The sequence below is a fragment of the Streptomyces sp. NPDC002536 genome, from assembly GCF_053594995.1.
Window position 1 is genome coordinate 22,493 of the sequence record NZ_JBSFWU010000002.1, and the last position, 13,812, is coordinate 36,304.

16 protein-coding genes are annotated in these 13,812 nt (G+C 69.3%); 13 read left to right on the top strand and 3 right to left on the bottom strand.

Translation table 11 applies throughout. The annotated features are described in order from the left end of the window. Positions 1 to 35: 35 nt before the first annotated feature. The 11 genes from ACWD4B_RS00885 to ACWD4B_RS00935 all read left to right on the top strand — a co-directional run bounded on the left by ACWD4B_RS00885 (position 36) and on the right by ACWD4B_RS00935 (position 9,565). Positions 36 to 548, top strand: coding sequence for a topology modulation protein (locus ACWD4B_RS00885; RefSeq protein ID WP_451418715.1), 513 nt, complete (start codon positions 36 to 38; stop codon positions 546 to 548). A 31-nt stretch (positions 549 to 579) separates the two neighbouring features. Continuing rightward, complete coding sequence (locus ACWD4B_RS00890; protein WP_451418716.1) at positions 580 to 1,425, top strand: class I SAM-dependent methyltransferase; 846 nt, start codon at positions 580 to 582, stop codon at positions 1,423 to 1,425. Further along, positions 1,422 to 2,174, top strand: a complete 753-nt coding sequence (locus ACWD4B_RS00895) for a phosphotransferase (protein ID WP_451418717.1) — start codon at positions 1,422 to 1,424, stop codon at positions 2,172 to 2,174. The genes ACWD4B_RS00890 and ACWD4B_RS00895 overlap by 4 nt, the downstream gene beginning before the upstream one ends. After that, the gene (locus ACWD4B_RS00900) at positions 2,171 to 2,827 is read left to right on the top strand and encodes a histidine phosphatase family protein (protein ID WP_451418718.1); all 657 of its coding nucleotides are present in this window, start codon (positions 2,171 to 2,173) and stop codon (positions 2,825 to 2,827) included. The genes ACWD4B_RS00895 and ACWD4B_RS00900 overlap by 4 nt, the downstream gene beginning before the upstream one ends. Further along, positions 2,824 to 3,663 carry a phosphotransferase gene (locus ACWD4B_RS00905; protein ID WP_451418719.1) on the top strand — a complete coding sequence of 280 codons (840 nt, stop codon included), beginning with the start codon at positions 2,824 to 2,826 and terminating at the stop codon, positions 3,661 to 3,663. Before ACWD4B_RS00900 ends, ACWD4B_RS00905 begins: the two co-directional genes overlap by 4 nt. 30 nt (positions 3,664 to 3,693) lie before the next feature. Then, positions 3,694 to 4,689 carry an NAD-dependent epimerase/dehydratase family protein gene (locus ACWD4B_RS00910; RefSeq protein WP_451418720.1) on the top strand — a complete coding sequence of 332 codons (996 nt, stop codon included), beginning with the start codon at positions 3,694 to 3,696 and terminating at the stop codon, positions 4,687 to 4,689. Positions 4,690 to 4,714: 25 nt separating this feature from the next. Further along, complete coding sequence (locus ACWD4B_RS00915) at positions 4,715 to 5,836, top strand: adenosylhomocysteinase (protein WP_451418721.1); 1,122 nt, start codon at positions 4,715 to 4,717, stop codon at positions 5,834 to 5,836. 58 nt (positions 5,837 to 5,894) lie between these two features. Continuing rightward, positions 5,895 to 6,620, top strand: coding sequence for a 3-deoxy-manno-octulosonate cytidylyltransferase (locus ACWD4B_RS00920; RefSeq protein WP_451418722.1), 726 nt, complete (start codon positions 5,895 to 5,897; stop codon positions 6,618 to 6,620). A gap of 216 nt (positions 6,621 to 6,836) precedes the next feature. Further along, the gene (locus ACWD4B_RS00925) at positions 6,837 to 7,889 is read left to right on the top strand and encodes a phosphotransferase enzyme family protein (protein ID WP_451418723.1); all 1,053 of its coding nucleotides are present in this window, start codon (positions 6,837 to 6,839) and stop codon (positions 7,887 to 7,889) included. 132 nt (positions 7,890 to 8,021) lie between these two features. Continuing rightward, positions 8,022 to 9,053 (top strand): UDP-glucose 4-epimerase GalE, encoded by a 1,032-nt coding sequence (galE, locus tag ACWD4B_RS00930; protein WP_451418724.1) that lies wholly within the window; start codon positions 8,022 to 8,024, stop codon positions 9,051 to 9,053. Next, a complete protein-coding gene (locus ACWD4B_RS00935; RefSeq protein WP_451418725.1) occupies positions 9,050 to 9,565 on the top strand; it encodes an NUDIX domain-containing protein in 516 nt (171 codons plus the stop codon). The genes galE and ACWD4B_RS00935 overlap by 4 nt, the downstream gene beginning before the upstream one ends. 341 nt (positions 9,566 to 9,906) lie before the next feature. Here the strand turns inward: ACWD4B_RS00935 and ACWD4B_RS00940 are convergent, their stop codons facing one another. The 3 genes from ACWD4B_RS00940 to ACWD4B_RS00950 all read right to left on the bottom strand — a co-directional run bounded on the left by ACWD4B_RS00940 (position 9,907) and on the right by ACWD4B_RS00950 (position 12,309). Further along, positions 9,907 to 10,242, bottom strand: a complete 336-nt coding sequence (locus tag ACWD4B_RS00940) for an HIT family protein (protein WP_451418726.1) — start codon at positions 10,240 to 10,242, stop codon at positions 9,907 to 9,909. A 13-nt stretch (positions 10,243 to 10,255) separates the two neighbouring features. After that, entirely contained in the window at positions 10,256 to 11,317 is a 1,062-nt protein-coding gene (locus ACWD4B_RS00945; protein WP_451418727.1) for a DUF6624 domain-containing protein, read from the bottom strand. A 122-nt stretch (positions 11,318 to 11,439) separates the two neighbouring features. Next, a complete protein-coding gene (locus ACWD4B_RS00950; RefSeq protein WP_451418728.1) occupies positions 11,440 to 12,309 on the bottom strand; it encodes a hypothetical protein in 870 nt (289 codons plus the stop codon). Positions 12,310 to 12,421: 112 nt separating this feature from the next. Between ACWD4B_RS00950 and ACWD4B_RS00955 the strand changes: the two genes are divergently transcribed. Both ACWD4B_RS00955 and ACWD4B_RS00960 read left to right on the top strand, forming a co-directional pair. Beyond that, complete coding sequence (locus tag ACWD4B_RS00955; RefSeq protein ID WP_451418729.1) at positions 12,422 to 13,105, top strand: pentapeptide repeat-containing protein; 684 nt, start codon at positions 12,422 to 12,424, stop codon at positions 13,103 to 13,105. A gap of 227 nt (positions 13,106 to 13,332) precedes the next feature. Then, on the top strand, positions 13,333 to 13,788 hold the full coding sequence (locus ACWD4B_RS00960) for an NUDIX hydrolase (RefSeq protein ID WP_451418730.1): 456 nt from the start codon (positions 13,333 to 13,335) through the stop codon (positions 13,786 to 13,788). Positions 13,789 to 13,812 lie beyond the last annotated feature (24 nt).

A 13,812-nucleotide genomic window follows, 5' to 3' on the forward strand; every position in this document is an offset into this window, starting at 1 on the left:
ACCTGACCGTCCCCGTAGCCCTAGGCTGGAGCACCATGAAGAAAGTCGCCATCGTCGGCTGCGGAGGCAGCGGCAAGTCGCACCTCGCCCGCAAGCTCGGCGCCCTGCTCGGCGCACCGGTGACGCACCTGGATGCCGCGTACTACGACGACGACTGGAACGAGCTGCCCATGGCGGAGTTCGCCCAGGTGCAGCGGAATCTCGTCGCCGAGCCGGCCTGGGTGATCGACGGCAACTACAACTCCACGCTCCAGATCCGGCTCGAAGCCTGCGACACCGTCGTCCTCATGGACGTCTCCACGCCGGCCGCCCTGTGGGGGATCTTCTCCCGGCAGATCCGGCACGGCGCCGGACACCAGGGCAACGGAGTGCACAACCGGATCCACTGGGGCGTGATCAAGTACGTCGCGACGTACCGGCGCAAGATGCGCCCCCGCGTCATGGCCAAGATCGAGCAGTTCGCCGCCGGGCACGCCACCGTGGTGCTGCTGACCAGCCGACGCCACGCGCGGCGCTGGCTCCGACAGGTCGCCGCCGAGCACAGCTGACCCGGTCGCAGCCCCTGCGGGGGTGCGGCTCGTGATCAACAACCCCTTTCTCGACCCCGGACGGCATCACGATCTATACGGCCGAGCTGCCCGGCTGTCCCGCCGCACCGGCGCTCTCATGCAAGCGAAGACCTCCGGTCGGCCAGTGCCCGAGGCCATCGTCCGCAGCCTCACGGATCACCGCGGCGAGGGCGCACCGCCGCTTGGGCTAGTGGTGGATATCGGTTGCGGTCGCGGTACCAGTACTCGGATCTTGGCCGAGCAGCTCCGGCCGACGAGGCTGGTCGGCATCGATCTCGCCCCGGCGCTCTTGGCCGACGCCCGCGAGCGGGTGGGAAGGCATCGCGATGTTCGTACGGAGTTCCTCCAGGCGGACTTCCACCAGCTGCCTCTGGCCGGCGGTTCAGCTGAGTCGGTGGTGGCTGCGTTCTGCCTCTACCACTCACCGCAGCCCGAACGCGTCCTCGCCGAGATCGCCCGCGTGCTGGCTGGTGATGGGCTCGCCGTCCTGGTCACCAAATCGCTCGACAGCTATCGAGAGATGGACGCCCTCGTCGCCGCCGCCGGGCTCGACCCGCTCGCCGAGCAACACGAGAGCCTTTACACCGCCGCGCACAGCGGCAACCTCGCGGAGCTGACGGGCAGCTCCCTGGAAGTGATCAAGGCTGAGCACGAGGAGCACCGTTTCACGTTCGACGGACTTGATCACGCGGCGGAGTACCTCGCCACGAACCCGAAGTACCACCTTGTCCCCGGCCTGTACGGCAACCCGGGCGCACTGGCCAAGGCGCTCCACGAAGCACTCCCCGAGCAGCCGATCACTACCAGCTCAGTCATCACCTACGTCGTGGCTCGGCACCGGGGAGGCCGGCCATGATCCCCACCTGCTTCATCAAGAGCTACCGCGGCACCAGGCAAGCGGCTGAAGCCGCCCGGCACTACCACTGGCTCGCCACGCACGCCCGGCCGCTCCTGCAGCCGACGCTCACTGCCACTGCCCCAGCCAGCCTGACGTTTGCATGGATCGAGGGCCGACACGCCGCGCCGCACGACCTGCCGCGGCTGGCCGGCATGCTGGGTGATGCCCACGGCGCCGCCTGGACCAGCGACCTGCACCACGCCTCGCTCGCCATGCCGCACGCCTTCCGCGACGGCGCTCTGTTCCCCGACTACGTCGCCTGCCGTGAGGTCGCCCTGCGCAAGCGGCTGGAGCAGGGCTACCTGCCCGACGCGTCGGTTCTGGCCATGTTGGTCACGCTCCTGGAAGAGACCGCTGAAGGGCCGGTCGCCTTCTACAAGGACAGCAACCCGCGGAACTTCCTGATCACCGCCGACGGCACGATCTTCACGGTCGACACCGACGACCTCACGCTCGCCCCCTTCGGATATGACCTGGCGAAGCTGATCACCGCGCTGATCATGACGCACGGGCCGATCAAACCGCCCGACATCGGCCGGGCCCTGGACCTCTACAACGAGGCCGCCTCCCGTCACGATGCCCGGCTCGGCACCACCGATCTCCAACGCCTCCACGCCTTTCTCACGCTCCACGTGCATCTGACCGCCCCGTATGTCGGGCGCAACGGCTACCGCTTCAGCGTCCCCGGATTCGGAGGCCCAGCATGATCACCACCGAACTCGTCTTCGTCCGGCACGGCGAGGCCCAGTGCAACGTTGACGGCGTCGTCGGCGGGCCCGCGACCTGCACGGGACTCACCACCCGCGGCCACGCCCAGGTGACCCTGGCGGCTGCCCGGCTGTCCGCTGCGCACCGAAGCACGCCGTTCACCGCGCTCTACACGGGTCCCCGCCTCCGGCTCCGCCAGACCGGCGAGATCCTCAGCCAGGCCCTCGACCTGCCGGTTCGCACCGCCCCTGGCCTCGACGGTCCCGTCCACGGCGCAGCCGACGGCAAACTCTGGGCCGAGGTGAAGACCGCCGCCGGAGGCGCGCCGCACGTCCATCCTGACCAGCCGTGGGCGGAGGGATCCGACACCTGGAACGGCTACCTGCACCGGGCCGGCGCCTTTCTCCGGGACCTCATCGCCACCCACGAAGGCGACCGTCTACTGTTCGCGGCCCACGGCGAGACCGTCATCGCCGCCCACACTCTCTTGCTCGGCCTCGGTCCAGGCACCGATGCCGGTTTCGCGATCTCCCATGCGTCCATCAGCCGGTGGCAGCACCACCTCAACCGGCTCGGCCAGCAGCGGTGGCTTCTCGAGGTCCACAACGACACCGCGCACCTCGCCGGGCCGGCGACGGAGCCCGCGCCATGACATCCGACTCCGACGACCCGCGCGTCCAACTCGCTCGCAGCACCGTCGGCGAAGTCACCACCGTCGCGGACCCGGCGCTCCCGCCCCACCTGCTGCGCCTCGCCGACACCGCGGGAACCACCTATGTCGCCAAGCAGCACTGGCGATCCGCCCGTTACGGCCAAGAAGTCCGGGCCTACACCACATGGGCCCACCACCTGCACGGTCACGCACCCGAGCTCGTCGCCCGACACGACTCCACGCGCACACTGCTGCTCACTGCCGTCCACGGGCAGGGAGGCCAGACTCTTCCTCCCGGGTCCCCCCAGGAGGAGCAGGCGCACCACGACGCCGGCCTTGTCCTGCGGTCCCTGCACCGGGGCACGGCACGGCGCAGCGCCGGTGCCTTGGGCGTAGAGCTCGCTGCTCGTCTGCGGAGCTGGATCGGCAAGGCCGAGCAAACCGGCCTCCTGTCAGGGACCGAACACCGGCTTCTCAGCGGGATCGTCGAGGAGTTGGCTGACGCCTCCATGGACAGCGCCGTCTGCCATCTCGATTACCAGCCGCAGAACTGGATCATCGGAGACGGGTTCCGGGTCATCGACATGGAGCACATGCGGCGTGATGCCCGCGTGCGTGACTTCGCCCGACTCGAATTCCGCCGCTGGCAGGCGGCCCCGAACCTCCGCGACGCCTTCTTCAACGGTTACGGGGCACGCCCGTCCGCCATCGAGCAACGCCTCCTCGAACGGTTCGGCGCCATCGAGGCCGCCACCGCACTGGTCCGCGGACACGAACAAAACGACCCCGTCCTCACCGCCCACGGCCGCACCGTCCTCTCCCGCCTGCTGAGCTAGCCCCCTTCCACCAGCCCTCCGGAGGCCCCTATGTCAGAGATCCACCCCGCCGTCACCGCACCGGTCATCCGGCGCGCGGTCGTGACGGGTGCGGCCGGGTTCATCGGCTCCCACCTCGCCCACGCTCTCCTCCACGCGGGCGCCACTGTGATCGGCGTGGACCGGCGCGGCCCCGCCAGCGACGAGTCCGCCGCCGCCAGCCACGCCGTGCTGCACGGGCTCCAGGGCTACATCCCCGTCACCGCCGACCTCCTCGACTGCGCGATCGACCCCCTGCTCGTCGACGCGGACGTCATCTTCCACCTGGCCGGCATCCCCGGCGTGCGCCCGTCGTGGGGGCCGCAGTTCAGCGAGTACGTCCGCTCCAACATCCTGGCCACCCAGCGCGTGATGGACGCGGCCACCCGCATGCGCGTCCCCCGCCTGGTAGTTGCGTCCTCCTCCAGCGTCTACGGGGTCACCAGCGGAGGACCGAGCGTCGAAAGCGACCGCCCCCGCCCAGTTTCTCCGTACGCGGTCACCAAACTCGCCGAAGAACAGCTGTGCCTGGCCCACGCCGCCCGTGCCACATGCCCAACGACCGTCGTCGCCCTGCGGTACTTCACGGTCTACGGCCCCCGCCAGCGCCCGGACATGTTCATCCACCGCACCCTCCACGCGGCCCTCACCGGCCGCCCCCTCCAGCTGTACGGAGACGGACACCAGCGCCGGGACTTCACCTTCATCGACGACGCCATCGCGGCCACCATCGCCGCCGGCATCGCCCCGGACGGCACGAGCATCATCAACGTCGGCGGCGGGACCAGCGCCTCCCTGATCGACGTGATCAACATCGCCCAGAGCCTCACCGGCCGGGAAATCGACGTCCGCGCCGACACGGCACGCAGCGGAGACGTCCTGAGCACCCGAGCCGACACCCGGCTCGCCGAAGCCACCCTCGGCTGGCGCGCCACGGCCGACCTGCACAGCGGCATGCGCGTTCAAATGCACGAACTCGCTCACGCCCCCTACAGCGCCGCGGCCTGACCCCCACTGCGGAGAAGGAGATGCCGTGGAAGGCCCCGAGAAAGCCCGGCTCGACGCCTACTTCCGCCGGATCACCGCACAGTTCCCTGTCAACGGCCTGATCAGCCTGCTGATCATCACCCACCTGCTCCCCGAACGGCCGGCCTTCCTGCACGCCCTGGCCCGCACGTCGACCATCGCCGCCGTGCTGCCCAAGCCCCGCTCCATCAACCCCCAGGCCCTCCAGGAAGTCCGGCGCACCTACGCCGTGCACGACCTCAGCCGTGCGAAGTTCGCCGACCCCGCCCGGGCCCTGGAGTATCTGGAGAAGACCGCCCCGAGCCACGACGTCGTCCTTCTCGACATCGGCGGCTACTTCGCTCCCGCGATCACCACCCTGGCCGAGAAGTATTCCGGCCGCGTTGTGGGCGTCGTCGAGGACACCGAGAACGGACATCAGCGGTACGAGGCACTGGAAGCACTGCCCTGCCCGGTCTTCTCCGTGGCCCGTTCACCCTTGAAGCACTGCGAGGACCACCTCGTCGGCCGTTCCATCGTCTTCTCGGCCGACGCACTGGTCCGCACCCGGGGCGACATCCTCACCAGCCGCGCCGCCTGCGTCATCGGCTTCGGCAAGGTCGGCCGTGCCATCGCCCACACCCTGCGCGCCCACGACCTGCGCGTCACCGTCTTCGACAGCGACCCCGTCAAACGCGTACAAGCGCACTCCCAGGGATTCCGCACTCCGCCATCCCGCACCGAGGCAATCCGCGACGCCGAACTCGTCCTGTGTGCCACCGGCAACCTGGCGCTGCGGCAAAGCCACTTCGAAGCCCTCCGCAACGGAGCCTACGTCGCCTCGGTCACCTCCTCCGAAGACGAACTCGAACTCGACGCACTCGACAGCCTCTACCAGCGCACACCCGTCGGCGACCACCTGACCCGCTACGAGGTCACCGGGCACTACTTCTACGTGCTCGCCGAAGGAGGAGCCGTGAACTTCGTCCACGGCGCGGCGGTCGGCACGTATATCCACCTCGTCCAGGCCGAGATCCTCGCCGCCACCGCCGCGCTCAGCCGCGGCGGGTACGACCCCGGACTGCACGAAGTGCCCACGAGTATCCGCCAGACCATCGCGCAAGTCTGGCTCGACCACTTCGACAGGTGATCCCCCACGTTCCTGCCGCGGTGCACAGCCACGTCACTTCCCGTCAACGGAGCCGACCATGAATTCCACACGCCGCCATGTAGCGGTCATTCCCTGCCGCTGGGGAGCCTCACGATTCCCAGGAAAGCCGCTCGCCGAGCTCGGCACAATGCCACTGCTCTGGCATGTTCACCAACGCTGCCAGCAGGCGCACCGCCTTGATGACGCGGTCGTCGCCACAGACGACGACCGCATCGCAGCTACGTGCCGCCGTCTCGGCATCCCCTGCATCATGACCGGCGAGCACCCCACCGGCACCGACCGAGTCGCCGAGTGCGCACAGCACCTCGACGCCGACGCGTACATCAACGTCCAGGGCGACGAGCCGTTCATCTCCCCCGAGGCGATCGACGCCGTGTCGGACGCCCTCACCCGCCTGGACGCCGTCACATCGGCCGTCAACGCTTACGCGACGCTGAGCGACGTGGCAGCCATCCTTGACCACAACGTCGTCAAGGTCGTCGTCAGCGACAACGACAAGGCACTGATGTTCTCCCGGCAGCCGATCCCATACCCGAAGGGCTGCCGCCCCACCTACTTGCGGCAGCTCGGCCTTTACGGCTTCACCCGTGACGGGCTCGAGCATTTTCATCGACTCGAGCAGGGCCCGGTGGAAAACGCCGAGGGCATAGAAATGCTCCGGCTCATCGAACATGGCCACGGGGTGCACATGCTGCTTGTCTCGGACGACGGGATCGCCATCGATACACCAGAAGACCTCGAAAGGGCGCGCATGATGCTGTGATGCACTGCGCACAGCCTCCGTCTGCGACTTCCCCTGCACCGAAGCCCAGCAGCAGAACATCACATACGCCTGATCACCAGCGCAATCGATCCTCCGTGCAATGGTCGCGTCGGGGCGGTCCCCAGAAGCGGTGCATTCCCGCGCCGATCCGGCCAGCCCCCGGCCGGCCCGCGCTACGCTCGTGCCCACCCCGACCGCCAAGGAGCCCGTGCCCCCGTGCCGTCGTTCTCCCACCTTCCCCACGCCGCGCAGCTCGACCTGCTCGAGCGACTGACCCGGGCCGCGCTGACCGAGCGCTACGGACTTGACGGCGCGGCTGTACGGATGGAGGTCCAGCAGTACGAGGACAACGCTGTCTGGCGCGTCACTCCCCCAGGCCGTGGTTCCTTCGTGGCCCGTCTGTCCGTCCGCGATGGTCGCCCTGACCACCAGCAGCGCAGCGAGATGCGGTGGCTGGAGAGCCTGGCCGTGTCCCGCACGGTCGCTGTGCCGGAGCCCGTCACTACCACCGGCGGCAACTACGTGGTCCCCGTCGAGGTCCCCGGCCACGACGAGCCGTCCACCCTTGCCCTGCTGCACTGGTTGCCCGGCACAGCAGAGCCCCCCTACCGTCAGCCCGGCGTGGCGCAGGAGATGGGCCGCGCGACGGCCCACCTGCACGAGCACGCCGCGACGGTGCCGCTGACCGAGTTCGACCGGCCGGTCTGGGACGCGGAGACGATCCTCCTCAAGGGGAATGCCCTCACCGATCCGGTCGCCCAGGAGCGGCTGGGTGCCGACGGCGTCGCCGCGCTCCGCAAGGTGACCGAGTTGATCGCACCAGCCCTCCAAGAGGGCGGCCAGGACGACCGCGGGCGTATCCACGGCGACCTGCACCGCGAGAACATGATCGCAATGACTGGCGGCGGCATCGGCCTCATCGACTTCGACGACTGCGGCACAGGCCACTACCTGCTCGACATTGCCACCGTGCTCTCGTCCGTCCACCGGATCGCACACAAGGAAGAGGGCGCCTACGAGGAGTTCGCCCACGCCTTCTTGGCCGGCTACCCCCAGGTGCGGCCCCTGCCGACCGGCTTCGCCCGGCTCCTGGAGCCTTACCTGCTGCTGCGCGATGCCTTCGTCCTCAACTTCGTCACCGCGGCGGCGCCGGTCAACACGGACGTCGCCTCATGGGGACCGCGCCGCATCGCCGGCATCTTGGCGCACATGCAGGCGTACCTGGAGGGACACCCCTACCCGGGCACCCTCGCCTCCGAGCAGCCCTGAGCGCCTGAACACTTCTTGATCCTCAGCCCGCCCCCGCGAACACTGCCTCCTAGCGCGCCGTCGCAGGCAGGCCTCTGATTTTCTGACCGGTGACCCGTAACTTCCAGGAACCCAGCCGAGTTAATTATTCGCATGCAGAAAGTCCTGATCACCGGCGGCGCTGGCTACATCGGCAGCACCACCGCCTCTGCGCTCGCCGACCACGGCATCACCCCGGTCATCCTCGACGACCTGTCTACTGGGCGCCGGGAGTTCCTTCACGGTCGGCCCTTCTACCAAGGCGACGTCGCCGACCACGCTCTCGTCGACCGCGTCTTCGCCGAGCATCCGGATATCGCCGCCACCGTGCACTGCGCCGCCAAGATCGTCGTGCCCGAGTCGGTGGCCGAGCCGCTGCGCTACTACCGCGAGAACGTCGCCAAGACGGTGGAACTGCTCGGCGCGCTGGAACGCAACCGGTGCTCGCGAGTCGTCTTCTCCTCCAGCGCGTCGATCTACGCCCCGCACCCCGATGGGCACGTCGACGAGTCGTGCTCCCTGGCGCCCGGCAGCCCGTACGCGCGCACGAAAGCGATGATGGAACAGGTCCTCCAGGACTGGACCGCCGCAGCACCGGCCCGCGTGATCGCCCTGCGCTACTTCAACCCCGTCGGCGCCGACCCCGAGATGCGCACCGGCCTGCAGAACCCTGACCCTACGCATGCCTTGGGCAAGCTGATCGAGGCGTATACCGCTGGGAGGTCGTTCACGGTCACCGGTGTCGACTGGCCCACTCGCGACGGGTCCGCCATCCGCGACTACATCCACGTCTGGGACTTGGCCCTGGCCCACCTCGCCGCCCTCAACCGCTTCGACCAGGTCCTCCCGCTGGATGCCGCTGACCGCTACCAGGTCATCAACGTCGGCACGGGCGAAGGCACCACTGTCCGCGAACTGGTTGCGGCCTTCGAGAGGACCGTCGGCTCCACCCTCGGCGTCCGCGAGGCAGGACCGCGGCCCGGCGACGTGATCGGCTGCTACACCTCCAGCACCCGCGCCCGGGACCTCCTCGGCTGGACATCGGTCAAGACCATCGCCGACGCCGTCCGCGATGCCCTCACCTGGCGCAACCACTGGTCCGCCCACCTCGAACAGGCAGTCCCTGCACCCGGCGTGACCTCATGAGCCATCCGGCCCCGACCATCCCGATCCGCACCTGCGCCGTTATCCTCCACGACAACCACATCTGTCTGATCCACCGCGAGCGGCCCGACGGCGACCAATACTCCCTGCCCGGCGGCCTCGTCCACGCCGACGAAGAGGTGCCAGCCGCCCTGGTCCGCGAACTCAAGGAAGAACTCGGCCTTGACCTCGCGGAGCTGACCAGCCGTCCCGTGCTGCGCTGGGTGCAAGACCAGATCACCACCCGCCCCGGCAACAGCGCGCCGTTCCGACGGCTCCACCTCATCCACGTGCTGCACCTACCGTCCGACGCCCGGCGCAATGTGGCCGACGAGGAACAGGATGCCGAGGATCACGCTCCCATCGTCTGGGCGGACCTCGACCGCGCCGCCCGCCTTCACCTCTATCCGGCGGTCGGTGAGGTAATCGGAACGCTCACCGAAGCAGGCGGCCAAGCCGGTCTGGTTCCGGTCCTCCTGCCACCGATCACAGATCGGACCTACCGATGGCGCTGACGACCGCGTGAGCGGGGCGGCAGAGAGTCACCGGAGACGGGTTTTCAGGCGTCGGTTTACCAGTCGTCGGTTAACCGGTCCCCGGTGAACCAGGCGTGTTTACTAAGACCCTCACCAAGTTCCCCCTACCCCTACAGGTGTCGTTCTGGCTGACGCTTCTCACGCTGCTGTCGGCTGTCGCCGACGAGGGCGTCAGTGCCGCCGTCAGCGCCTTTTGCCACTCAACAGCATCCCGAGTTCCTTGATCGCTTAGCCGAGCTCACAGGGGGCGTTCACGGCTGTTCTCGGGCCTTCGCCGCCGCCTGCTGCCCTTGCCCGTTCGTGGCGCAGGACGGGGTGGTTCAGGTAGTCGGTAGCGGCTCGCCGGACAGCACATGGACGTGCCAGTGCTGGCTCTCCTGGTAGCGGCCCATGTTCGTCACGACGCGGCAGGCTCCGTGCTCGTTCTTCACCGCAGCGGCGGCTTGCCGGACGACGGTCATCACGTCCAGCAGCAGCTGATCACCTCCGTCGCCCAGGTCGATGAGCGAGAGGACGTGCCTCTTCGGGATGACGACGAGGTGGACGGCGTACGCGGGTCGCGTGTGCTCGAACGCGAGGACCGTGTCCGTCTCGATGATCTTCCGGACCTGGGTGAGTCCGCTCAGGACCTGCTCGCAGTAGAAGTCGTCCCCCACCTGCTAGCCCTCCTTACGGCTTCCGCGGGTTGGCTTCGGCGATCTCCTTCGCGCGTTCGGCGACCGGGTTCAGCCCGACCTCGGCTCTGCGCTGGTCGACGGCGTCGGGCTCGCGGATCGGGAAGGGAGCCCAGTCGCCGCCCGGTGGCCGGCGGAACTGCGTGCCGAACCACTGGGCGCCGTCGGTGCGAACGGCGATGCGGTCTTCGAGGAAGGCAAGCTGCCAGGGCGCGGCGTCGCCGTCGGTGACCGCTTCGGCGAGCAGGTTGACCCACTGCTCCTGGAGGTGGGGTTGCCGATCGGCATGCTGCGCCAGGATCCAGGCCGCGTTGGCGCCGTCGTCGCCGCACAGCGCCCGCCCGGGCCACCCCACGCGGTCGATGACGTCCTTGAGCCAGTTCGTGTTGTCGTTGTCCATGTCCGCCCAGCGCGCGGCGACGTCGTCCGTGACCGTGTCGTGCAGAGTGTCACGGAAGTCCTGGTCGACGTCGCGGCGGCGCAGCAGTTCCTTGCGCAGGGCCTCGTCCCGGGCGGGGCGGGCGTGCTGGGCGGCGGCCGTGGGAGGCACGAGTTCGTGCAGGGCCTCGCCGAGGATGCGGGTGTCCGCAGGCGCGTCCAGGACGGCCAGCTCGTCGGCGGTGATCCAGCGGAACGGGTGCTCGCGATGGCCGACGGGGCCGTACGGCCGGTCGACGACTCCGACGTGGATGTGATCGACGTGCACGTGCTGTTCGGGGTGCTGGCCTTCGGCTCCGGCGGGCATGCTCACCGTCCACCAGGGTGCTCCGTCGACGCACGCATCGGCGCTGGTCTCGGGGTGCGGGTACTCCGCAGGCAGCGCGTACCCGGCAGGCGGCAGGAGGCGGGCGCGGTAGCCGGTCTCCTCGGTGGTCTCGCGCAGCACGGCCTGCTCGGGCGTTTCGTCGGGTTCTATGTGGCCGCCGGGGACCATCCAGCCGCCGTGCCGAGGGTGCTCGATGACGCCCAGCCGCCACGTGTCGCCGAAGCGGGCGAAGGGATACAGGCTGGCGGTGCGGTGACGGACCAGGTCCATCGCGGCAGCGTCCCACGCCACCAGGCCCCGGGTACAGAGCGCGCCTATGCTGAAGGCGCATGTGGGCCGACGAGACGGAAGTGCCGGTGGGTCTGCCCTGCTTGGGCCGACGCCTGGACCGCCTCCGCCGAGCCACCTGCTCCTCAGCGGTGTCGCGTGCCTCGTACGGTCAGCTCGGCGACGAGCCGTGCGGCTTCTTCCTGGGCCAGCTTCAGCCGTGGGTCCTGTGGGTGAGCATGCGGGCCGATGACCTTCGCGCAGAAGAACAGCGCCATCAACCGTCCTGTTCTGCTCTCCAGGTCCTGACGGCGTTCCGTCCACACGCGCTCGGCCAGAGCGGGGACGGCGAGGGAGTTCCCCCACAGCGTCGCCGCATCGAGCCCGCGGGGCGCCGTGCCCCAGTCCTCCCAGTCGATCAGGCAGAACACTGGCCCCGTCACGTTCGCCCACGTCAGATCGGCGTGCGCCGTCGCCCACTCATCCACGCTGGTGTCCGAGAGATCGGGGAAGGTCTCCCGGAGGGTGGCGGTGACCAGCTGCTGGGTCGCGGTCTCCGTGTCCGGAGTGGCGATACGCGGTGTCCACTGGCCGGCGAGGGCGTCCAGGGAGGCGTTCAACGCCGCCCACCACCCGTCCGGCAGCCCGGGGTCTTCGGTCACGAGCGCGCCCTTCCCGACAGGCGCAGCCTCGGCGAGTTCGAACTCATCGGCCCGCCACATCACCGGCTCGTTCCCCTCGCGCCAGGTGAAGCCCGCGAACCAGCGCGGCATGGCGACGCCGGTGAGGACCGCGGCGGCCTCCGGGCCGTTCCCCCCTTGGGCGCCGATCCGGTCGAAGCCGCGCCGCTCGACCCGCACCCACGTGCCACGGTCCGTCCGGGCCCCGACGGACCGGCGTTTCCGCACGGTCGTCCGCCGGTCGAGCCTCACCTGGAACGCCTGCTCTACCCGGTCCAGGACCTCGTCCACCGGCTCGTGCCGGAGGTCGACGGCGCGCGGCACGGACAGCGTCATAGCCGGGACCGTAGCAGCGGCGTGCCCCTCCTCACGCCGGATTCGAAGGTCCGCCACTATGGGGGGCGGCATCTCGGGGTGTCCGACGGACGCCCGTTGCGGGGAGGGAAACATGAGCACGCGCACCGTCCGTCGCACCAGCGTCACGCTGCCTGCGCTCGACGAACCCGGCCTGCACCTGTCCTCCGTCGTCTCCCTGGAGAGCGGTCGCGGCCGGGTGGCGGAATTCACCTACGCCGACGCCGTGCTGCGCGAGCTTAATATCGCCGAGGGCCAGCTGCTGGACGGCCGCGTCCTGCGCTTGCGGGCGCAACGGACCCTGCTCGAGGACCTGCGTGTGGACTCGGTGGAATTCTCCGGCTGCGAGCTGTCCTCGCTCCGCTGGAGCGGCGGGAAGCTCTCCCGCGTCGCCTTCTCCGACTGCAAGATCATGGGCGGCGCCTTCGAGGACGTCGTGTTCGACAACGTGCTCTTCGACAAATGCAGGCTCGCCTACACGACGTTCAGCCGGGTCCGCGCCGCTGGCCCGGTGGTCTTCTCGGAGTGCTCGCTGCGCGAGGCCACATTCTCCTCGTGCGACCTCGGTGCCGCGGCCTTCGACACCTGCATGATGGAGAAGACCGAGTTCGACGGAGGCCGGTACACGGGTTTCGACCTGCGCGGCAACGATCTCTCGGCCGTGCGCGGGGTGAGCAGCCTCCGCCGCATGCTCATCGACCGGCCGCAGACCCTCCAGCTCGCCCAGGCCCTGGCGGCGGACCTGGACGTTACCTTCGGCGAGGACCTCCAGGACTGAACTCGACCTGCCTCTCTGGGCGCTCATCCGCTGTTCCAGACCCCTGGGGCCCTGCTGCCTGGCTACGATGACGGCCGGGTCTCCGCCGTCGGCGGCTCTCCGACGGCGAAGTACGTGCACGCCACCACCTTCAAGCTGCCGGTCTGGCACCGCGAGGAGGACGCCCGCCTCGCCGACGCCTACAGCGCGGCCCTCGCCAAAGTCGCCTCCCACGCCAAGGACCTGCTGTGAGTTCTCTCGACACCCGCCTGCTCGACGACCTCGCCCGCACCGCGGAACGCGACGGCATCACCAAGACCGTCGTCGGGGCCGTCATCGCCGACACCGACGACAAGGTCCTGCTGCTGCACCGCCCGGCCGGCGACTACCTCGGCGGACTGTGGGAGCTGCCCTCCGGCGGCGTCGACGACGGCGAAACCCTCATCGACGCCCTGGAGCGGGAGGTCACCGAGGAGACCGGGCTGACGATCGCGGCCGTGAGCGGCTACCTCGGCCACTTCGACTACCGCTCCGGCAGCGGACGCGCCACCCGCCAGTTCAATTTCACCGCCACCGTCAACCCTGGCGAGACAGTCACGCTCACCGAGCACGACGCGCATCTGTGGGCCGATCGCACTCAGCAGAACCAGGTCTCCAGCGCCGTCCAGAACATTCTCAACACCTGGCGCCGCCAGGCAGACTGACCAGCTCCGCACCCCGACCGGGCC

Bases quoted from the DNA above. Each gene is read 5' to 3' on its own strand.
- ACWD4B_RS00885 (WP_451418715.1), top strand. From the start codon at position 36: ATGAAGAAAGTCGCCATCGTCGGCTGCGGAGGCAGCGGCAAGTCGCAC.
- ACWD4B_RS00895 (WP_451418717.1), top strand. From the start codon at position 1,422: ATGATCCCCACCTGCTTCATCAAGAGCTACCGCGGCACCAGGCAAGCG.
- ACWD4B_RS00900 (WP_451418718.1), top strand. From the start codon at position 2,171: ATGATCACCACCGAACTCGTCTTCGTCCGGCACGGCGAGGCCCAGTGC.
- ACWD4B_RS00905 (WP_451418719.1), top strand. From the start codon at position 2,824: ATGACATCCGACTCCGACGACCCGCGCGTCCAACTCGCTCGCAGCACC.
- ACWD4B_RS00910 (WP_451418720.1), top strand. From the start codon at position 3,694: ATGTCAGAGATCCACCCCGCCGTCACCGCACCGGTCATCCGGCGCGCG.
- ACWD4B_RS00920 (WP_451418722.1), top strand. From the start codon at position 5,895: ATGAATTCCACACGCCGCCATGTAGCGGTCATTCCCTGCCGCTGGGGA.
- galE (WP_451418724.1), top strand. From the start codon at position 8,022: ATGCAGAAAGTCCTGATCACCGGCGGCGCTGGCTACATCGGCAGCACC.
- ACWD4B_RS00935 (WP_451418725.1), top strand. From the start codon at position 9,050: ATGAGCCATCCGGCCCCGACCATCCCGATCCGCACCTGCGCCGTTATC.
- ACWD4B_RS00950 (WP_451418728.1), bottom strand. From the start codon at position 12,309: ATGACGCTGTCCGTGCCGCGCGCCGTCGACCTCCGGCACGAGCCGGTG.
- ACWD4B_RS00955 (WP_451418729.1), top strand. From the start codon at position 12,422: ATGAGCACGCGCACCGTCCGTCGCACCAGCGTCACGCTGCCTGCGCTC.